Raw genomic sequence first — 20,847 nt, 5'->3', positions numbered from 1 at the left:
ATCACTATGCACCGTGATTTGTGGAATTTCATCGCGCTTCACGTTGACAACAAGAGGCTCGGATAAGCCACTACGGGCGATTTCCAGCTTCACCTTTGTTCCTTTTTTCCCGCGGATTTTGAGGGTTGCTTCATATAGGTCCACTCCGTCCAAGCTTTCTCCATCCACCGATAGTATTTGGTCATTTGGACGCAAGCCCGCTTTTTCGGCTGGAGAATCTTTAAATGGTGACACGATGACAATTTTCCCGTCAACTAGACCTACCTCTGCCCCAATTCCCTCAAACGATGATTCTAGCGTGCTGCTAAATTGCTTGGCCGTTTCTTTATCCATGTACACAGAGTACGGATCATCGAGTGTGGTTAGCATCCCTTGAATTGCACCCTCGATGAGCTTTTCTTGATCCACACTTTCTACATAACTAGTTAAAATTAACTCGTAGGCTTTTTCGACTTTTTCCAATTCTTCTAGATTAATAGCCTGAGGGGTTCCCTCGTCGCTGCTTTCGGTATGTAACTCCACCTTGGACTCTGCCGCTAAAGCACCAGTATAATGCAAATATCCATATGTTCCTCCAGCACCTGTCAGCAATGACCCCGTCATTAGCAAGGCGACCCATTTTCGATTCATGAAAAATCCTCCCTAAAAGAAAAGCACTAATTTTTTCTGCATTAACTATGTGTCGGTTTAAGGGTCTATTTCTCCTTCCGAGAGCTGTTGTTGCTTTGCTAACATTGGCTTCCTCCAGGAGAAACAGCCCCTATATCATACAGAGTTATACAAAAAACACCCCACAAAGGTGTGAGATGTCTTTGTATAACCACTATATGTGTGAAATGGACGAGTTATGAATTAATTCCGGACGACGAGTGTGGCGAGCTGTTCGGTTAAGGTTTCTAATTCTTTGAATGACTCGACCACTTGGGTGATTTGGTGGGATTGTTCTTCGACGCTTGCTAGTACTTCTTCTACTGCCGCACTCGACTGCTCGGAAACACTGGATAGCGAAGAGATTTCGTCGATAACCGCTTCAGAGTTTTTAGAGAAATGAACGAGACTTTTTTCCACTTCTTCTGCTTGCTGAAGTCCTTGCTTGGATGAGGCGAGCATGGACTGGAACGTTTGACTCGTTTGCTTGGTCATTTCTAATCCTTTTTCAACTGCAAGCTGACCACCTTGTACTTGGCCCGTTACTTGCACCGTCTTTCTTTGGATTCCATCTAGGATGGCTTCGATTTCATGTGTGGATGCTTGAGAGGTTTCTGCGAGCTTACGAACTTCCCCAGCTACCACTGCAAATCCCTTACCAGCCTCTCCCGCGCGTGCTGCTTCGATCGCTGCGTTTAATGCGAGGAGATTGGTTTGATCAGTTACTTCTCTAATTTTTAAAACAATCGCCCCGATTTGCTGGGTTTGATCGTTTAGCTCTTTCATCAATTGACTTGTATTTTCGACTGAGTCATATACATCTTTCATTTCCGTTTCGAGCGTGTGAATCTTTTTCGTCCCTACTTGAGATGTGTGCTCTGTTTCAAGCGAGATTTTGTGGAGCGTTTGAGCGGATGTCACAACCCTACGAATCATATCTCCTGACAATTGCATCGTCTCATTCATCCCGGTCACGGAGCTTGCTTGAGTCTCCATTCCTTTTGATATTTCAGAGAAGGCTGAAGTCAGCTCAACAGAAATTTGATTTGTTTTCTCAATATTTCTTTTAAAAGAATGACTGAAGTTTTGCAGTACTCCTACCGATTCTTTTACTTTTTCTAGCAATTCATCAACCTGTTCTTTTCCTTGCTTTAACTCGACTCCGTCGGCTTCCATCTTTTGGGTTAGTTTTGAAGTAAGTCGTGCCTGTGTAAGGAACATGATTAACGTTACTATATTGATGACATTCAATGAGATTAAGATGGAAACGTCGGCTCCGTAAAACATTTGCTCATTAAATTTAAAAAAGAAATAATTGCTTAGAGCTAGACCAATCACGCCCGTTATGGCCATTGACCCCACTTGGTTATAAATCATGACAACTGCTAGAGCAAAATAGATCATTAAGTAGCTTGATAGCTTCGGAGAACTAGAAACCATAAAGAAAATAAGAATCGCGATCCCAACAGCTACAATGTAATGAATATGTAGTGTAAACTTTTTCGTTACGGTTAATGCCGTAATTATGGAAACGAGTGTAAAACCGACAATGGCAAACGTAACAATTCCCTTTGTGCTAACGTTTGCAGCAAAGTTACTAGCAAGCCCTAAGGCAAAGCAGACCCATAGTAAAATCGTGACCAGCTTGTTTCTTTCCTGCATGTATTGAATTCTGTCCATATCAAATTCCCCCAATTGTTAATATGAAACAACATCCTTTAATGAGCGTGTGAAGTCATAACGTAAATCCACATAATGATTATCTCCCAAATACACAAGTGGACAATGTGGCATATCCTCGTAAACCGTTATGATTGTCCCCTGCTCCCCTGTATTTAACACGACTTTTTTTCCGATAAACTGATCCATTAAGTATTTGGTAAAAGGTACTGTAATCGCTGAGTTGAACTTTCCCTTTGCGGTTTCCTCCATTAAAATCATGACAGCAACGATCGGTGACTGTTCCCCCTTATACGGACGGACCGCTGTGATGGCGTCATACGTATCTGCAACCGAGATGATTTGGGCATGAAAAGGGATAACATCCTCTCGAACTCCATAAGGATACCCCGAACCGTCTAATCTTTCATGATGCATAAGTGTTCCCATAATCACCTTCGAGCGAGTCTCACCCATTTTCTTCAGGATTTGTACCCCCTCAACCGTATGGTTTCGGATAAGCTCCCATTCTTCAGGATCTAGTTTTCCGTTCTTTTTTAAAACTGAAAGTGGGATCGCAAGCTTGCCGATATCATGCAAAATACCTGTTTCGCCAAGAAGGAGTATTTCTGCTTTATCCATAGCCAATAGCTTTCCGATAATGGAAGAGACGACGGCTACATTTAAGGAATGAACATATGTAAACTCATCATCTTTCCTAAGAAGCTTGAGTAGCTCGAAATGCTCATCTTCCGCTACAATCGTATTCAGCATCGGTGTATACATATGCTCGAGCTTTTGTAACGGTTGGTTGTAAGCGCTACCATTTATGGTTGCTTCCAAATCTTCAAATATCGATTGTAACTGCCCAAGAGATTCCTTATAGTTCTGCTCTAGTTTTTCAACACTAATAGACGGTTGATTAATTGAACAAGTTTCCAAGCGTAAATTATTATGATTCAAGTGACTTTGTAAAACAAAGATATGTCTTTCGTTTAATACCGTGCCTTTTCTTAGAAGTGGAATCGATTTGTTCTTTGCAAACACATCTTCCGCTAGCACCGATCCTACTAATTGTAAGGAAAGACTCCCCTCTGTTAACATTCCATACACCCCTATAGTCCGTTTTACCTGTGCAATTATTACTATTATAGTACCAAATTCTAGTTTTGAGTATAGGAATGGGGGAGGTTTTATTTCGTAATGCTCAAAATATTTCTACAAATTTCGACTCTAACATAAAAAAAGAAGAGGGAGTTCCTCTTCTACTTTAAATGATATTAACTTAACACCAGTTCCTTCGCTACTAACTGTTGAATAAACTGATGTCCACTTCTTACAATTTGACCTTTATCATAATCCATAGATGCTACATGGAAAGAGTTTGGTAATATGAGCCTTTCCTTATTAGCAGATCGTACCGTTTGAAGAATATAATCGGTATTTTCAGGTGGGACAACATGGTCCACACTTGAGCGGATACCTAAAACCGGGCTCTCTATCTCAGGTAGGATGCTTAAAGTATCCTCCATGACCTTTTGTAGTTCATGAACCGCTTTTAATGGTACCTTTGGATAAGTAATTTCATGAACATTCTTTGCATGAATATCTGGTTCTGACTCATTTAGAAACCTTGGTTCAACCTTGCCTTTTAAATATTCGTAGGATGGAACTTCCAAAGCAGCATTTATTAAAATGAGCCCCTTTATTTCTTTGTGACGATGGGCTAAACGAAGAGATAGTGTTCCACCCATTGACTGCCCGATAACAAAAATATGTGAACACTGTTGTTTTAATTGTAAATAGGCTTTTTCTAATGAAGAGAACCAGTCATGATAAGAGCAAGCTTCCATATCTTTATAGTGAGTTCCGTGTCCCTTTAATCTAGGAGCTAACACGGAGTACCCTAATCTTGCAAACTCTTCCCCAATATACCGTACGCTTTGAGGTGTACCAAGAAACCCATGAGAAATAAGTACTCCAACTTCACTTCCCTTGAAGAAAAATTCTTCCGCGCCCTCGATAACCGGATATGTTTCTGCCATCTGTTTCGCCTCCATTAGTAAGCTTTTTATCTGTTACCTTACTATAATCCATATTATACCCATCTGTAAACTAGGAATTAAATAAAAAAGCACATTTAGTTTTTTACTCCATCTTTCCCTTAAAACGAATTTCTAAAAAACAGAACTAGAAAACATTTTTACTACTTAGAAAAAAAAGGAAACCCATAAGGATTCCCTTTTATCTTTTTACATGTAGAATCTAAACAATCTCCCATTTCATAACCGTATTCACTTGTGTCGTACCTTGAGAATGGAATAAAATTCTTTCACTTAATTCCTTTGAAAAATATAACGAGGTAAATACCTGTTCACCGTTGTTGACAAAAATCTCAATCGATGACACATCTAGAAAGATCGACAGGTGCACCGGATTGGATAAATCAATCCACTGACTTCTGATAAAATCCTTTTTGGTCCCCGTATTTTCAATGACATATTCTGACGCACTTCGATCTAAAACGATTTCATTTTTACTCTTATCAAATAGTAAGGATAGTTTTTCATTTGTATCTTTGAAAAACTCAATGGTAAACTGATTGCTTTCTGTCATCTCAAACTGAATATCTAGTCTTTGACTATTGCCATTCAGACTAGTATTCTGGTAAATTCCATTGATCGTAAAATCCTTCTGTTCTACACCATTTCTTTGATAGGCTTCTATTCTATGATAAGGCTTTTGAATAAGCCTTCCATTTTTGATTGATAATTCTCTTGGAAGTGTCATTGAGCCGTTCCAGCCATGCCCTAGCTCATGCAAGGGATAGCTTCTTTCCCACATATTCATCCAGGCGATAATCACTCTTTTTCCTTCAGCAGTTAATAGGGACTGTGGTGCATAAAAGTCAAAGCCCTCATCAAGTTCTTGCTCACTCTCCACTTTAAATTCACCTGTTGAGTAATCAAACTCCCCTATTAAAGCCATTGTCGAATGCACATTTTCAAACCTATTTCCTACACGCGGTTTTTCCTGAGGTGAAAATAACAAAACATGTTTGCCATCCAGTTCAAATACATCGGGACATTCCCATACCGTTCCATAATCCTTACCTAGTGACAACTGATTCAGATATTCCCAACTCAAACCATCCTTGGACGTATAGAATAATACATGGCCGATATGCTCCCTACTTTTTGCTCCAATCACCATATAAAGCTGATTCTGATAGGTCCACACTTTGGGGTCTCTGAAATCTTCAACTCTGATTCCTGTTGGAACCTGGTCAGATGTAATAACAGGGTTATTCTCATACTTTTCGTAAGTTTCCCCATCTACCGATTTTGCTAGACACTGTACCTGTCTAATAAAGGGAATGGTTTCTTGGTTTTGAGAATATGGTTTCTTTTTAAAATCCTTATCATAGACATCATCGAGCAGGGAATCAATATGGCCCGTATAATATAGCCAATGTTCATTCCCCACTTGAATTCCAGAACCTGAAAAAACACCATTTCGGTCATAATCTTCACCTGGTTTTAATGCAATTTCTTTGTGATTCCATTTGATAAGATCCGAGCTTACTGCATGCGCCCAATGCATGGGACCCCAAACGGTATCATAAGGATAATGCTGATAGAAAAGGTGATATTCATTATTAAAATATGAAAATCCATTTGGGTCATTCATCCATCCACACTCAGGCATTAGATGATAATTATGTCGATACGTTTTATTAATTACTTTCGTTTGTATGGTCATTCCGTTCACTTAAGTCTCCTTTTTCCAAATTGATTTCAGCTCAAAGACTTTAATTGATTTGATCCTGATATCTTCCTCACCAATTAAAGAGATATAATCACTATTTTTTAATGTGGGATATACTCTGCTTGAAATCATTTTTTCGTTATTTAGATAGCATTCAATGGCCGAGTGATCCAAATAAATATGTGCAGAAAAGCCTTTTTCATTATCAAGGAAGCCTCCCTGGATATCACCTTCACGTTCCAAACTACTTTTGCTTCGGTCGAGCCAAACTTGCTTGTTTTTCTTATCATAGATAAGGCTTGTTTTTTCTTGATTCGTAGGATCCTTTTTACACTCAACCCCTACTAATCTCTCCGTATATTCGAATTCCACAAAAACCTCAAGCATCTTTCCTTTTATATCTTTAAGTTTTCCATTTATTTCAACTAATGGTTTATCCGCTTCATTTACCAGTACTTTATTTCTTAGTGCTACCAGATTTTCTAAAGGTTTCACTCTGAGTTCATTATTTTCTAAATACACTTCAATAGGAAGTCCCGCATTATGGGCCCAACCAGAATCGTATTCTTCCTGCTCATTTCGGTTACCTTGAAGAATAGAGAAAACAATAGTTTTCTTCGTAACGGGATCAACAAATCCACTTGGTCCGCTAAATTTAAACTTTCCGTAATCCATCAATTGGGGTTCAGGGGAATCCGGAATGAACCTTAGGCTGTTCTTATCGAACTCTCCAAGATAATAATAAGTATCCACTTGGTATGTTGATTTCTTGTTAAAATAGCTCATGAATAGAAAGAGATACTTGGTATTTCCTTTATCGTCAGACACCGGTAGTAAAACAGGAAGCTCCCAATTTGTTCCTAAATTAGGAAGGTCCTTTATGTCTACTGTAAAAAAGTCCCCTTTAAACTGCCAATTTTCACAATCAGCAGATTCATAAATCCAGGCTGTTGGCCCTTTCTCTTCTACTCCACCGCCTATAATGAGGTACCATTTCTCTTCCTTATCATCCTTCCAGACAAATGGATCCCTGAATTGAGAAGGCATTCCTTGTTTATCCGTTTGGGTAATGGCACCGTGTGGGTCCATTTCCCAATCCACTAGGTGGATATCCTCTATATTTTTCGGGCGAGCGATGGCAACTCCCTGGTTATATTTCTTAGCCAAGTTAGCGGAGGTATAAAACAGATACGGAATGCCCCCTGGACCGATGGTAGCTGAACCAGACCACACCCCTGATGGCGTTAATTCACCCCTTTGTGGAAATAAAGCTGTTTTTTCATTTTCCCAAAAAACCATGTCATCACTTGTCCAATGTCCCCAATGCAAATTCGAGAAATAAGGCCCGGTTGCATTTTTCTGATAAAACAAGTGATACTTTCCCTTGTAATAAAATGGAGCATGGGGTTCATTCATCCAGTGCTGTGGCGGTATCGCATGATATTGCGGCCGATGAATATCATCTGAAATTTTCCTTTCATCAAGATCGATGATCTTAAAATCAAGTGAAAGCTGATCTTGAATCTCAGTAAAGTACCTTTGAACCATTTCCGCTGACCAAGCTTCATCATAAATCTGTATAAAGTCGATTAGCCCTGAAAACATTCCAGCCTTAAAAACATCGCTGATTTTAAAGGGAGTATTATTTAATCCGATTGATAATGGAAGATCAGCATTCTTAAATCCACCTATTCCTTCACACATGACTCGTTGTGAATTAATATAAATTGACATCCGATTGGTATCTTGGTTAAAGGTAGCCGTAATTAGTGATTTCTTGAACAATTCCAGTTGTTCATTACTCCTAATCCTATGTATTCGGCTCCCATTCCCTATTTCAAATTGGACTTCCCCGTGCTGATAAAGGCTTAACGCAAATCCTTTTTTCTTCTCTTTATCTAATTGATCAATGATTGTGGTAGATACTTTTCCATGACAAGCTTCAAAACAACGGGGAGTAATTACCGTAGCTATCGTGAAGGATCCATTTACTTCTATTGCTTTATCCTTTATATACGTGGAATATCCGTCAAAATCTAAAGCGTAACCTCCAAGTGAAGACGTGACCCACTTTGGGGAACAACTCTCCTTATACCTTGCCTGATTAAAGACATATTCAATAGGTAACAGATTGCCTCGAACCCCTTCTTTGGTTACATGTCCCTTTCCCTCATTCAGGCTGAGGTCATATAGTAAACTCATAAGTCACCTCTGATAGAATTTATTTAATTCCAGTTGTTGAGTTTTGTGGCATAATGTATTTTTGGCCAAAGATATAAACGAATAGAATGGGAATCGTGGTAACGGTTAGCCCCGCCATCACCTGGTTTAAGTAGATCGGTTTCGTTTCGTTCATAATATTTACAGCTACTGATAATGGATATTTGTTTGTTTCCGTAAAAACCATAAGAGGCCATACATAATCATTCCAGGAACCAACAAAAACCAGTATGCCAATCGTCATGAAGATTGGTTTTGAGATGGGAACAGCAATTTTCGTGAATATTTGCCAGTCCGAAGCACCGTCCATATAGGCCGACTCTCTTAGCTCTTTAGGAATCTTCTTGAAAAATACCATAAAGAGGAAGATATTAAAGGCACTTCCGATATGTGGTAATGCTAATCCCCAAACCGTGTTCGTAAGGTTCATTTCATTGATGATAATGAATATTTGGATGAGAACAGACTGAAATGGGAAGATGATTAAAATAAGTAAAGTGGCAGTAATATACTTTTTAAAAGGAATATCAAAGGTAGCCAACGCATATCCCGCAAGTGAGTTAACCAATAAACTACCGAAAACAATTACACAACTATATAGAACACTATTAAAGAAATGAAGCCCAAAATTAAATCTGCTGAACATTTCCTTATAAGCGTCTAACCAGGAGCTCACGTTACTGAAATTAGGTATAAAACTATGAATGGTTCCAATTTCTCTTGAGATTTCTGCTACCGATTTCGTACTACTTACAAACATCCAGACAGTGGGGAATAAGAACAGAATCGTAAATGCAATTAATAGAAAAATCTTTAAAAATTTAATCACATTAAATGTCTTCAATTTTTATTCCTCCTTAACCAATTTTCTTTGAACAAATGCGATAAGAATCAATAGTAATGCGAATACAACTGTTATGGCACTTGAATAGCCGATTTGGCGGTATCTAGTTCCTTGCTCAAACATGTATAAAAGAATGCTAGATGTACTGCCTTGGGGACCTCCATTTGTTAACACTAGTGGTTCAATAATGATTTTAAATGTCCCTGTAGTCACGACAATGAGTACAAAAACAAGCTGATCCTTTATACTTGGAACAGTAATATACCTAAACTTTTGCCAAGCATTCGCACCTTCTATATCGGCTGCTTCATACAAGGATGATGGAATTTCCTGAAGGGCAGCCATGATGATTAACATTTGAAAGCTTATCCCTTGCCAAAGAATAATAAATGAAATGGTTTGGAGTGCTAAATCTGGATTAGCGAAGAATTCCTGTTTCGCAAAGCCTAACTCAGCTAGAAATACATTTACAATACCTAGTTTGGGATCCAAGATATTTTTCCATAATAAGGAGACTACGATAATAGATAAAATGTATGGTGAAAAGAATGCCGTTCTAAAAAAGGTATTCACTTTTGATTTTTTCGCAATGAGAATGGCTAAAAATAAGGACAATGCGACTTGTAGAGGCACAATAAAAATGACATATTTGGTAGAGTTAAAGAAAGATTGCTTTGCATATTTGTCTTCCACAATCCCCTTGTAATTATCAAATCCGACGAATGAGATATTATCTGGTTTCAAAAGATAATAATCGGTAAAGGAATAGCCAACTGCGAGAAATAGTGGATAAATAACAAACACACCGATTAAAACAAATGCAGGAAGTAAAAACAGAAATTTACTACTTAAAAGGAACCCAAGAAATCCATCCTTATTGTTTCTTCTTCTGATCTTGTTCATATAAAAAACTCCTTAATAGAATAGAAAGTGTACGAACCATCGTACACTGACTATTTTATTATCATAATAAGCTTTTACTTAAATCTAGCGGCCTCTCTTTCGGCTTTTTCAATCGCATCCTCAACTAAATTCTCAACAGAATCTGTTTCTAACGCTATTCCTTCCACAATATCACCGAGTACATCTTCAAGCACTGGAAAGATTGGTGATTTCGGTTTCACATGTTCAGTCTCTACTAACTGATCTAACATTAGCTTTCTAGGATACTCACTATATTTTTCCGAAGAAGCAAGTAACTCTTCATGACCAGGGATCAGTCCTGCAGCTTCTTCCATCGCCTTAGCACTATCCTTATTTGTTAAATGAGCAACGAGTTCAGATGTGAGTTCTGGGTATTTTGTCGCTTTTGTAGCAGCTACATACCAGCTTCCATGTGGTGCTGATTGATGACCTTCTTTTCCATATGGATATGGCATCAATGACCAATTCAAATCAGGATACTCTTTTGTTAATACATCAATCATCCAAGGACCTTCAAAACTAATGGCTGCTTTTTCTAAAGCAAAGGCATTTTCTCGAACAGTCGGAGAAACAATTCCCTCTCTAAAAAGAGTCTCCATAAACTTGAAAGCTTCCATCGTTTGTTTGCTATTTAAATAACCATCTGTATCTAATCCATTTTCTCCAACTAATTGGCCGTTATTAGAGAAGATAATAGGTGAATGCGCATACATTTGCCATCCGCTGTTATCAGGGAACATATGCACAGGCTCTTGCCCCATAAAATCTTTAAGGATCTTAGCATTCTTTATAAACTCATCGTAATTCCAAGCCAAGTCTAGTGTCCAATTTCCATTTTCATCAGCAGGAATCTCTAATCCAGCAGCTTTAAAAAGATCGGGGTTATAGAAAACAGGTGAAGATAAATCAAAGGATTGTAACGCATAAAGATGATCGCCTACACTACCTGCATTTACAATTGCATCTAAGTATGAGTCAATAGTAGCCTGGTCTAGATTTTCATCTAAAGGCAAAAGAAGATCTGAGTCGACGTAGGATGCCGTATGTACGCTTTCTAGCGTGATGACATCCGGTAAATCTCCCGTAGTGATTGCTGCGTTTAATCGATCATTATATCCGCTACCCTCACCGGTTTTTACGATGTGTTCCACCGTTACCTTTACATTCTCATGTGCTTCTTCAAATTCCTTTGCTCGCAAATCATAGTTTAAGCCCTCTGGCTCATCTGCAGAAACATGTACCCATACTTTTAATTCTTTTACTTCATCTCCTGAATCTGCATTCTTACTTGAGTCTACTTGATTAGTAGAGTTGGAACAGGCTGCCAAAGCAATAACTAGTACAAAAATCATGAAAAGGCTAACAATTTTCCTCATACTCTTTCCCCCTTTTTTGTATATGGAAATGTTTCCACAATAGCTATAAATAAAAGGGCACTGCCCTTATACAAGAGGTGGAAATGTTTCCATCTTTAACCTCAGTATATAAAACAGACCTCTATTTGTCAATCTGTTTTAAAAATATTCTGAATTTAATTACCGTGTTGTTTCACCCTTTAAAAACTGTACGGGATGGATCTCAGGTGTCACCTGTTCTCCATTTACTTTTTTGATTAACAGATCCACTAAACTTCTCCCCATTAATTCGACCGGTTGCCTAATGGTAGCAAGCTTTGGTCTAAACATGGCATACTTTTGAATACCATCATACCCTATAATGGAAAGCTCTTCAGGAATACGTATACTTCTATCCTGTGCAAGTTGTACGAGTTCCAATGCCATCATATCATTCTCAACAAAGACCCCATCAATATTCTTGTAATTATCTAAGAATATATTTAAAAAAGATGTCTGGTCCTTTATCGGATCCTCTTCAATATAAAGTGTATAGTTTATTCCGGTTTCCTTCGCCGCATCTTCAAAGCCTTTTTTCCTTTTTTCTACTTCAGTAAAAATGGTTTTTGAGTAAGTCCCTATATATGCCACATGGTTACACCCAGTTTCTTTCAACACCTGTAGAGCCATCTTACCACCACCATAATTATCACTTGAAACATATGGTATCTCTCCAATATGGCGATCAACTAAAACAATAGGCATCGAATGATTGATTTCACTTTCTATTGAGTTATATGAAATCCCAATAATCCCCGAGACTTTATTTTGCTTAAGCATGCTTATATATTTTAGCTCCTTTTCTTTCTGACCAGTAGAATTACAGAGAATCATTTTGTAGCCCTTTTTATCAAGCTCATCTTCTATATAGAAGGCCAACTCAGAAAAGAAGGCATGATGAATAGAAGGCAGAAATAACGCAACCGTTTTGTTATCTTGAGTCACGAATGCTCTTGCCGTTTCATTTGGAACATATCCTAATTTTTTTATAGCATCTCGTACCTTTTTTTTCGTTTCTTCACTTACATAACCAGACTCATTTATAACCCGTGACGCTGTTCCTAAGCCTACTCCAGCTAATTTTGCTACGTCCTTTATGGTTGCCATGGTATCACCTCAGCTAAAATCATATCATATGTGGAAACGTTTCTCTATAATTTTTCCATCTATATACCATTTCAATAAAAAAACGCAAACTGTCTAAAAATATGAATAGACAGTTTGCGCTTTATTGTGCATTACTTTTTACAATGGTACAATTCCAACCGGATTAACCGCATTAGACTTCGATGCGTTCCATCCACCACGGTGAAGTTCGAAGTGTAAATGCTGGCCATAGGAATCACCCGTGTTACCCATGTTTCCTATGAACTGACCTTTAGACACGACTTGTCCTTCACCAACAGCACGGCTGCTCATATGAGCGTACACCGTTGTATACGTTTGACCGTTAATAGAGTGGGCAATAAATACCGCATTTCCGTAGCTAGATGAATAATACGAGCGAATAACTACACCGTCAGCAGCGGATACAATTGGAACCGTTCCTTTTGCTGCAAGATCGACCCCTGCATGCAATTTACCCCAACGAACACCAAATCCTGAAGATAGGTAACCCGCTGATGGTCTTGTGAAAGATCCACCCGATACAGCTGGAGCTGAAACGGTACTTCCTCCGCTGCTACTTTCTGTACTACCGCCATCTGACGAATTGTTTGAGGCGGCTGCTGCTGCTGCCGCCGCTGCCGCTGCAGCAGCTTGAGCTTGGCGTTCTTGCTCCATTTGAATGGCTTTTTGCATCGCAGCTGCTTGATTAGCTAGAATCGATTGCTCTTCTGCTAACGCCATTTTATGGTTATGAAGTTCAGTCTCTTCTTGTTGAAGAGAGGCCATTAACTTGTCCTTTTCAGCCTTTTGTGATTCAAGGCTCTGCTTCATTCCTTCGAGATCAGCAAGCATTTTTTCTAATCCAGCAAGCTTGTCCTCTACTTCTTTTTTCTTCGCTTCTAGTTCTTCTTTATCTGCTTGATGCTCTCTTAAAATATCTTGGTCAGCTTCCACAATCGTAGCCACCGCACTCATGCGATCGATAAAGTCTGAAAAGCTCTTTGCTCCCATCAATACATCGATATAACTAACCATACTTCCGTTTTCCTGGAAGTTACGAGCACGATCCTTTAGCAATTCATTTCGCTTGGCAATACGTTCTTCTAGAACAATGATTTCTGCTTTTAACGTTTCAATTTCAGCCTTTGTATTCTCAATTTCTACGTTTTTATCAGCAATCTTATTTTCTGTATCTGTTACCTTCATATCAATCTCTTTAATTTGAGATTGAATACTATCCTGTTGCGCTTGATTTTCAGAAAGCTTTTGTTCCGCATCCTGAAGCTGTGACTCTACTTCAGATTTTTCCTCTTGAATTTGGCTCTTTTCTTCCTGAAGGTTTTCGATTGTATTCGCCTTTACTGGAGAGACAAGAACACTTCCGAAACCAATTGCAGCAGCAAGTGAGACATATGTTATCTGTTTTTTCACTCCGATTTCTCCTTCCAAATGCTAAGTTAGTCGTTCGATAGACAGATAGATTCTAGTCTATTAATCTAGTCATTTTTTATGTAGAAAAGGAACATCACACATTCCTTTTCCTTATATTTTTAAGAATTTACGTACGGACATTAAGCTTCCCCAAATTCCAATAAAGGCTCCCATGATCACAAGGATTCCAGCCACTTGGAAAATAAATGGATTCACGTCTAATATTTGAATAAAATTGCCCTCTAATCTTGGTGCGATATAATCATATGCCTTTGTATATAACACGGAGATCATCGCGATTGGAATAATCGAACCCAGTACTCCGAGCATTAGTCCTTCTAGGAAAAACGGCCAACGAATAAACGAGTTCGTTGCTCCCACTAAGCGCATAATTTCAATTTCACGTCTACGAGCAATAATCGTAATTTTAATCGTATTTGAAATAAGGAACATCGCTGTAAAAAGCAAACCAACGATTAGCACAAGACCAACGTTACGGCTGACAGATAAAAAGCTAAATAGCTTTTCAACAGAGCCTTGTCCATATTTCACCTTTGTGGTGTATTCAAATTTATCAATTTGTTTCGCGACATTCATCGTATCAGTAGGATTCTTTGCTTTGACGATAAAGACATCATTTAAAGGATTGTCTTGCTCAAAAAGGTTAAATACTTCCCCTTCTTCTCCAAGACTTGCAATTAAATTATCAAGTTCTTCCTCTTTTGCAGAGAAGGTAACACTTTCCACTTTCGAGAGACTCTTAATCTGCTCTTCAAGCGCTGCTTGGTCTTCTTTCGTTGCTGCAATATCTATATGAACGCGGATTTCCACGTCTTCTTCAATCGAATCGGCTACCTTATTCAGGTTCATCATAATTACTAAAAACACGCCAACAAGAATCAATGTGACAGTTACGGCACTAACAGATGCAAATGTCATCCAGCCGTTACGACCAAGATTTTTGACGCTTTCTTTCATGTGACGACGGATCGTTCTAGCTTTCATAGCCGTAGTCACCTCGCATTTGATCTCTAACAATTTTTCCACTTTCAATCGCAATCACTCGATGCTTAATCGTGTTAACAATATCTTTATTATGAGTCGCCATCACAATGGTTGTCCCTCTTGTGTTAATCTCTTCAAAGATATTCATAATTTCCCAAGAAGTCTCAGGGTCAAGATTCCCTGTCGGCTCATCGGCAATCACAAGCTTGGGTGCATTTACAATCGAACGGGCAATAGAAATACGCTGTTGCTCTCCACCAGATAGCTCGGTTGGAAGCATTCTCGCTTTATGCTTTAAGCCAACGAGATCCAACGTCTCCATTACTCGCTTCTTTATATATTTCGGCTGTTCTTCGATAACTTCAAGTGCAAACGCGACATTTTCATACACATTCAACGTCGGAAGTAACTTAAAGTCTTGGAAAACCACGCCAATATTTCTTCGTAACAGTGGAACTTTTGAGGGTCTGAGTGTGGCAAGATTGATTCCATTAATCATAATCGAACCTTTTGTGGGCTTTTCCTCGCGGTACATCATTTTAATAAAAGTGGACTTTCCCGCACCACTTGGCCCAACCACATACACAAACTCACCTTGCTGTATATCTACATCTATACCATTAGCGGCAGTAACGCCGTTTGGATACTTTTTATATACTTCTTTCATTTGTATCATTTAATTATCACCTAAATTGTTTTTGTCATATCTATCAATTGGCCTTTGAATGTTGGTTACATTATATGGATGATGCTCAAATGAATTATCGTCGAAATTCGACAAAAGTTGACCGCTACATTAGACAGTATTCTTCATAAATCACATACAAGAAACATTATAGCACTATCCTAATACAAAAAGTTCTATAAAAATATTACATTTTCTTTTCAAGTATTGTCATATTATGGTGAGAGTTGGAAATAGTCATTATATGATTCGACATTATTGGCGGAATCCCTCTATTAAATGAGGGGGATTTGTTGTGGAATTTTGTATTTTTGTGGTGGTTTATTATGTAGAGGTAGACTTTGAGGGAGGCTATCAGTGAGTTTTGGTGATCTATCCGCGGGTTTTGTGGTTCCATCCGTGACTTTTGTGGTTCTAACTGCGAGATTCTGGTTTTTATCCCCGATCACCAAAAACAAAAAACGCCCACCAGGACGTTTTTCATCTACCATTATTTCTTTCCAGCTAACCATTCAGCAACAGTGGAAGCATCTTCGCCTTGTAGAAGTCCCTTTGGCATTGCGCCCTGGCCATTTGCAATTACATTTTCAATATCTTCTTTTGATAGACTAGCACCGATTGCATCAAGCTTTGGTCCTACTCCACCTTCGAGGTTTCCACCGTGACAGCTTGAGCATTTTTGCCCGTAAAGCTTTTCAGCGTCTCCGCCGCTAGCTGTTGTGCTGTCATCGCTTGCTTCCTCGCCGCCGCCACATGCAGCTAGTACAAATAAGGTTCCCATCAATAGTGCAAGAAGCTTCTTTTTCATTCAAACTCCCCCCTAAGGAAAAAAATACATAGTCGGTAATATTATACCAAGACTAGGCGCGTTTGAAACCCTCACCGTGCACCTCGGAAGCATCCATAACGATGACAAATGCAGACGGATCAATGGTTTTCACTAGTTGTTTCAATTTCGTGAACTCTGTTTGGTGCACGACGCACATAAGGATTGGCCGCTCGTGATCGGTATAACCACCGTATGCTGATAGTTTTGTCACACCACGGTCGATTTTATTCAGAATGCATTCTCGTACTTCCGCCTGATGGTTCGTTATAATCATGGCCATCTTAGAACGACCAAGACCAACTTGTACCAGGTCAATCGTCTTAGTTGTTACATACAAGGCAATCAATGCATACAAGCCGCGTTCAATATCAAACACGATCGCAGCAGACAGAACGATTAATCCATCGATAATCGCCACACATGTCCCTAGTGTTAGCCCTGTGTATTTGTTAATAATCTGGGCTGCCAGATCCGTTCCACCGGTTGACGCCTTTCCGCGGAACACGATTCCTAATCCAAGCCCCACTCCAATTCCTCCAAACAACGCTCCGAGTAGTGGATCATTCGTCCAAGGTTCGTAATCATTCGTAAAAAAAACAACCAATGGCAGGAAAATGGTTCCTACCAGCGTTTTTACACCAAAATTCTTCCCTAGTAAAAGAACACCAGCAATAAATAAAGGAATATTAAAAGTCCACTGAACAATAGCTGGTTCAAATCCAAATAGAGAATAAAGAATGGTTGATATCCCACTTACCCCACCAGAGGCAATTTGATTGGGTAATAAAAATAAGTTAAAGGCAACCGCCACAATAGCTGATCCGATTAGTACATATATGTATTCTAAAAATACTTCTGCCTTCGGATGGACTCCAGATGTCTTTTTTCGATTCATTAACAGTGTCTCCTTTACCAACCTCTATTTCAATAACTAGGCGAGTATAGCATGGAGGAAAAATGTTGTAAATGCCAGTGTACCAACGTGTTAAAGGGCTAAAAAACCTTCTTATTAATATGTACAAAATAAGACCGGGCATTCACCATGCTCGGTCTTATTACTGTTTATTTACGATTCCAACCGCGATCGTTTCAAGAAACGGACGAACGCTTGTCGATCGATTTTTGGCATATCGGATCATCATAATCACATCATGTAGCTCTTGTGGGGTTAAAAGCTCAATTGACCATTCCACAAATTCTTCGTTTGAAATGGTGTAGTTTTCAGTAGGAACTTTAATTTGTTTATATGTACGTAGTTCATCACGTAAAAGTCGTTTGTAATATTCATATTTTAGCTCCACCAGTTCATCCTCTTTGCGGAGTTTTTCGGTAAGATAGAGCATCGATTGCTCGGTAATCATAACTATTTTTCACCTCTGTCCAGCACGTTCGCATTCCCTACATAATGATAAACAAAAAACTTGCGTTGTGCAAAAAATTCTTGATACTTTCTCTATTATTTTTGAAAACCCTTTATCCTTCAAGGGCATTTCGTATTAATTTCTCTGTTTTTTTCCAGCCATTCCTAATTCCTTGACAAACGCATGATTTAATAGAAAGATTGTATACTAAATGTGAATCAACCGTAGGAAGGATGATTATGTGAAGGAGAAAAAACTAGGTTCGGTATTTTACATATCTGTTGTTATCATAAGTTTATTTGTATTATGGGGACTACTCGCACCAGAAAACTTGACAGAGTCTGCCAATGCGGCCCTCGCCTTTACTACGGGGACTTTTGGATGGTTTTATCTATTAGCTGCCTTTATCTTTTTAGTTTTCTCGGCGTACATGGCATTTGGACCATATGGAAAAATCAAGCTTGGGAAGGATGATGATGAGCCCGAATACTCGTACTTTTCATGGTTCGCCATGCTATTTTCTGCAGGTATGGGGATCGGGTTGGTCTTTTGGGGAGTAGCTGAACCAATCACTCATTATATCGATCCCCCGCTTGATTTGGCAGAGGGTCAAACAGCAGAAGCAGCTCGTTATGCGTTACGATACTCCTTTTTCCACTGGGGTCTCCACCCTTGGGCGATTTATTGCATCATTGCTCTTGGGCTTGCTTATTCACAGTTTAGAAAAGGAGAGTCTGGACTGATTAGTTCAACCTTTCGCCCTCTACTTGGAAACAGTGTCGAGGGGCCGATTGGAAAAGGAATTGATACATTTGCTACGATCGCAACGACGTTTGGTGTTGCGACTTCACTAGGATTAGGGACACTTCAAATTAACAGTGGCCTATCCCATGTTTTAGGAATTCCAAACAACACGACGATTCAAATGATCATTATCGCTATTGTTACCATCCTTTATATGGTTTCTGCTACCACAGGCCTAGATAAAGGAATTCGTTACTTAAGTAATCTGAACTTAGGACTTGCGGTCGGACTCTTATTATTTGTGATTGCCGTTGGACCGACCTCCTTTATATTTGATGCCTTTACTACTACCATTGGGGCCTACATAGGAAACATCATTCCGATGAGCTTCCGTTTATCACCTTTTACACAAGGAACATGGGTTGGCGCATGGACCCTGTTTTACTGGGCATGGTGGATATCCTGGGCACCATTTGTTGGAACATTTATCGCTCGCGTGTCTAAAGGAAGAACCATCAAGGAGTTTGTCCTAGGGGTCTTGCTTGTCCCAACCTTATTCGGTACCATTTGGTTTTCAGCTTTTGGAGGCTCCGCTCTTTTCTTTGAGCTTTTTGAAAACAAAGGAATTGTCGATGCGGTGAGCAACGATGTGACAACTGCCCTTTTTATCACCTTAGAGCAATTCCCACTTGGAACCATTTTAGCAGGATTAGGGACATTGTTAATTATTACGTTCTTCATTACCTCTGCTGACTCCGCTACATTAGTGCTTGGAATGCTCACGTCCAAAGGCGTGTTAAATCCCGCGAATTCTACTAAAATCATTTGGGGAGTGCTGCAATCAAGCATTGCTGCGGTGTTATTGTGGAGTGGCGGATTAAATGGGCTTCAAACGGCCTCGATTGTGGCTGCCCTTCCTTTTGCTGTGATTATGGTATTGATGGTTGTAGCATTGAGTAAGTCATTAAATGAGGAAGTAAAAGAGCAGAAACGGATTGAAAAGCGTCGGAATAAAAAATTAGACCAGCTTTTACAAGAAAGTGATTTATAATTAAAAGCCTTCTAAGCTTTGATACTTAGAAGGCTTTGCTATTTTATAAACTCAATTTTGAACGCAAGTACGCATTAATGAAAATGTCGAGATCTCCGTCCATAACTGCTTGCACATTTCCTGTCTCCGTGCTCGTACGGTGATCTTTTACCATCGAGTACGGATGGAACACGTATGATCGAATTTGTGATCCCCAGCCAATTTCCTTCTGCTCACCACGAATTTCTAAAAGCTCTGCTTCTTGCTCTTCAATCTTTTTCTGATAAAGCTTGGCTTGAAGCATCTTCATCGCACGCTCACGGTTTTTAATTTGCGAACGCTCGGTTTGACACGTCACCACGACATTCGTTGGAAGGTGGGTAATACGAACGGCAGAGTCTGTCGTGTTAATATGCTGTCCACCGGCACCACTTGCACGGTACGTATCAATTTTTAGATCTTCTGTACGGATGTCGATTTCAATCTCATCATTAAATTCTGGCATCACTTCACAAGAAACGAAGGAAGTATGACGACGACCAGATGAATCGAACGGCGAGATACGCACTAGACGGTGTACCCCTTTTTCCGCTTTTAGGTAGCCGTATGCATTATGCCCTTTGATTGCTAAAGTGACACTTTTAATCCCTGCTTCGTCACCTGGTAGGTAATCAAGCGTCTCCACCTTAAAGCCCTTCTTCTCTGCCCAGCGTGTGTACATACGAAGAAGCATCGAACCCCAGTCCTGAGACTCGGTCCCACCTGCACCTGGATGCAGCTCAAGGATGGCGTTGTTTTTGTCATATTCTTCACTTAACAACAGTTGAAGTTCGAATTGAGCAAGACGCTCAGAGAATTCCTTCAACTCGGTTGCTAGGTCATTTTGCATTTCTTCATCTGCTTCTTCACGAACCAGTTCATATGTTAGATCTAGATTTTCGTACACTTCGTATAGGTCATGAAATTCATGTACCTGATCCTTTAATGCGTTGGATTCAGAAATCACCGCTTGCGCTGCTTGCTGGTCATTCCAAAATTCGGGTTGAAGCATGACATCGTCAAGCTCCGCAATTCGTGCCTCTTTGTTTTCTAAGTCAAAGAGACCCCCTAAAGTCCGCTAATTTCTTAGCTGTTTTTTCAAGCTCATTACGAATATCTGCTAATTCCATGATTGTGCCACCTCTATAAGAATTTTAAT

At 39.4% G+C, this 20,847-nt stretch carries 18 protein-coding genes; 1 reads left to right on the top strand and 17 read right to left on the bottom strand.

Features of this window, described 5'->3' with window-relative positions; translation table 11 throughout:
* The 16 genes from ACGLXV_RS04480 to ACGLXV_RS04405 form a co-directional block, all read right to left on the bottom strand.
* Positions 1–630: S41 family peptidase (locus tag ACGLXV_RS04480; protein ID WP_391557682.1), on the bottom strand; the 630-nt coding region annotated here is incomplete at its 3' end.
* A 222-nt stretch (positions 631–852) separates the two neighbouring features.
* Positions 853–2,328 carry a methyl-accepting chemotaxis protein gene (locus ACGLXV_RS04475; protein ID WP_391557681.1) on the bottom strand — a complete coding sequence of 492 codons (1,476 nt, stop codon included), beginning with the start codon at positions 2,326–2,328 and terminating at the stop codon, positions 853–855.
* An 18-nt stretch (positions 2,329–2,346) separates the two neighbouring features.
* Complete coding sequence (locus tag ACGLXV_RS04470; RefSeq protein WP_119710062.1) at positions 2,347–3,411, bottom strand: HD-GYP domain-containing protein; 1,065 nt, start codon at positions 3,409–3,411, stop codon at positions 2,347–2,349.
* Between the two features lie 176 nt (positions 3,412–3,587).
* Positions 3,588–4,352: an alpha/beta hydrolase gene (locus ACGLXV_RS04465; RefSeq protein ID WP_119710063.1), complete on the bottom strand. Its 765-nt coding sequence runs from the start codon at positions 4,350–4,352 to the stop codon at positions 3,588–3,590.
* Positions 4,353–4,572: 220 nt separating this feature from the next.
* A complete protein-coding gene (locus ACGLXV_RS04460; RefSeq protein WP_391557683.1) occupies positions 4,573–6,069 on the bottom strand; it encodes a glycoside hydrolase family 32 protein in 1,497 nt (498 codons plus the stop codon).
* A 9-nt stretch (positions 6,070–6,078) separates the two neighbouring features.
* Entirely contained in the window at positions 6,079–8,277 is a 2,199-nt protein-coding gene (locus ACGLXV_RS04455; RefSeq protein ID WP_391557680.1) for a glycoside hydrolase family 32 protein, read from the bottom strand.
* Positions 8,278–8,296: 19 nt separating this feature from the next.
* Entirely contained in the window at positions 8,297–9,139 is an 843-nt protein-coding gene (locus ACGLXV_RS04450) for a carbohydrate ABC transporter permease (protein ID WP_119710066.1), read from the bottom strand.
* A gap of 3 nt (positions 9,140–9,142) precedes the next feature.
* Positions 9,143–10,042 (bottom strand): carbohydrate ABC transporter permease, encoded by a 900-nt coding sequence (locus tag ACGLXV_RS04445; protein ID WP_119710067.1) that lies wholly within the window; start codon positions 10,040–10,042, stop codon positions 9,143–9,145.
* Between the two features lie 74 nt (positions 10,043–10,116).
* A complete protein-coding gene (locus ACGLXV_RS04440) occupies positions 10,117–11,439 on the bottom strand; it encodes an ABC transporter substrate-binding protein (RefSeq protein WP_391557679.1) in 1,323 nt (440 codons plus the stop codon).
* A 159-nt stretch (positions 11,440–11,598) separates the two neighbouring features.
* Positions 11,599–12,564 (bottom strand): LacI family DNA-binding transcriptional regulator, encoded by a 966-nt coding sequence (locus ACGLXV_RS04435; RefSeq protein WP_391557678.1) that lies wholly within the window; start codon positions 12,562–12,564, stop codon positions 11,599–11,601.
* Between the two features lie 138 nt (positions 12,565–12,702).
* On the bottom strand, positions 12,703–13,995 hold the full coding sequence (locus tag ACGLXV_RS04430) for a murein hydrolase activator EnvC family protein (protein ID WP_391557677.1): 1,293 nt from the start codon (positions 13,993–13,995) through the stop codon (positions 12,703–12,705).
* Positions 13,996–14,106: 111 nt separating this feature from the next.
* A complete protein-coding gene (ftsX, locus tag ACGLXV_RS04425; RefSeq protein WP_391557676.1) occupies positions 14,107–15,000 on the bottom strand; it encodes a permease-like cell division protein FtsX in 894 nt (297 codons plus the stop codon).
* A complete protein-coding gene (ftsE, locus tag ACGLXV_RS04420) occupies positions 14,990–15,676 on the bottom strand; it encodes a cell division ATP-binding protein FtsE (RefSeq protein WP_119710079.1) in 687 nt (228 codons plus the stop codon). The genes ftsX and ftsE overlap by 11 nt, the downstream gene beginning before the upstream one ends.
* Before the next feature lie 499 nt (positions 15,677–16,175).
* Entirely contained in the window at positions 16,176–16,493 is a 318-nt protein-coding gene (gene cccB / locus ACGLXV_RS04415; protein WP_119710081.1) for a cytochrome c551, read from the bottom strand.
* Between the two features lie 52 nt (positions 16,494–16,545).
* On the bottom strand, positions 16,546–17,409 hold the full coding sequence (locus ACGLXV_RS04410; protein ID WP_391557675.1) for a YitT family protein: 864 nt from the start codon (positions 17,407–17,409) through the stop codon (positions 16,546–16,548).
* A gap of 160 nt (positions 17,410–17,569) precedes the next feature.
* Entirely contained in the window at positions 17,570–17,875 is a 306-nt protein-coding gene (locus tag ACGLXV_RS04405; protein ID WP_119710083.1) for a hypothetical protein, read from the bottom strand.
* Between the two features lie 241 nt (positions 17,876–18,116).
* Here ACGLXV_RS04405 and ACGLXV_RS04400 point away from each other — a divergent pair, with 241 nt between their 5' ends.
* Positions 18,117–19,670, top strand: coding sequence for a glycine betaine uptake BCCT transporter (locus ACGLXV_RS04400; protein ID WP_391557674.1), 1,554 nt, complete (start codon positions 18,117–18,119; stop codon positions 19,668–19,670).
* Positions 19,671–19,713: 43 nt separating this feature from the next.
* On the opposite strand, the gene prfB is transcribed toward ACGLXV_RS04400, so the two are convergent.
* Positions 19,714–20,818 (bottom strand): peptide chain release factor 2 gene (gene prfB / locus ACGLXV_RS04395; protein ID WP_119710085.1). Its coding sequence is split into 2 segments (ribosomal slippage): positions 19,714–20,745 and positions 20,747–20,818, totalling 1,104 coding nucleotides; the frame shifts between segments, so codons are not numbered across the junction.
* Positions 20,819–20,847 lie beyond the last annotated feature (29 nt).

Origin of the sequence: Robertmurraya sp. (genome assembly GCF_036676585.1) — a bacterium.
Lineage (GTDB): Bacteria > Bacillota > Bacilli > Bacillales > Cytobacillaceae > Robertmurraya_A.
Note: the sequence above shows the minus strand (reverse complement) of the source record. Positions and strands in the feature narration are given on the sequence as shown.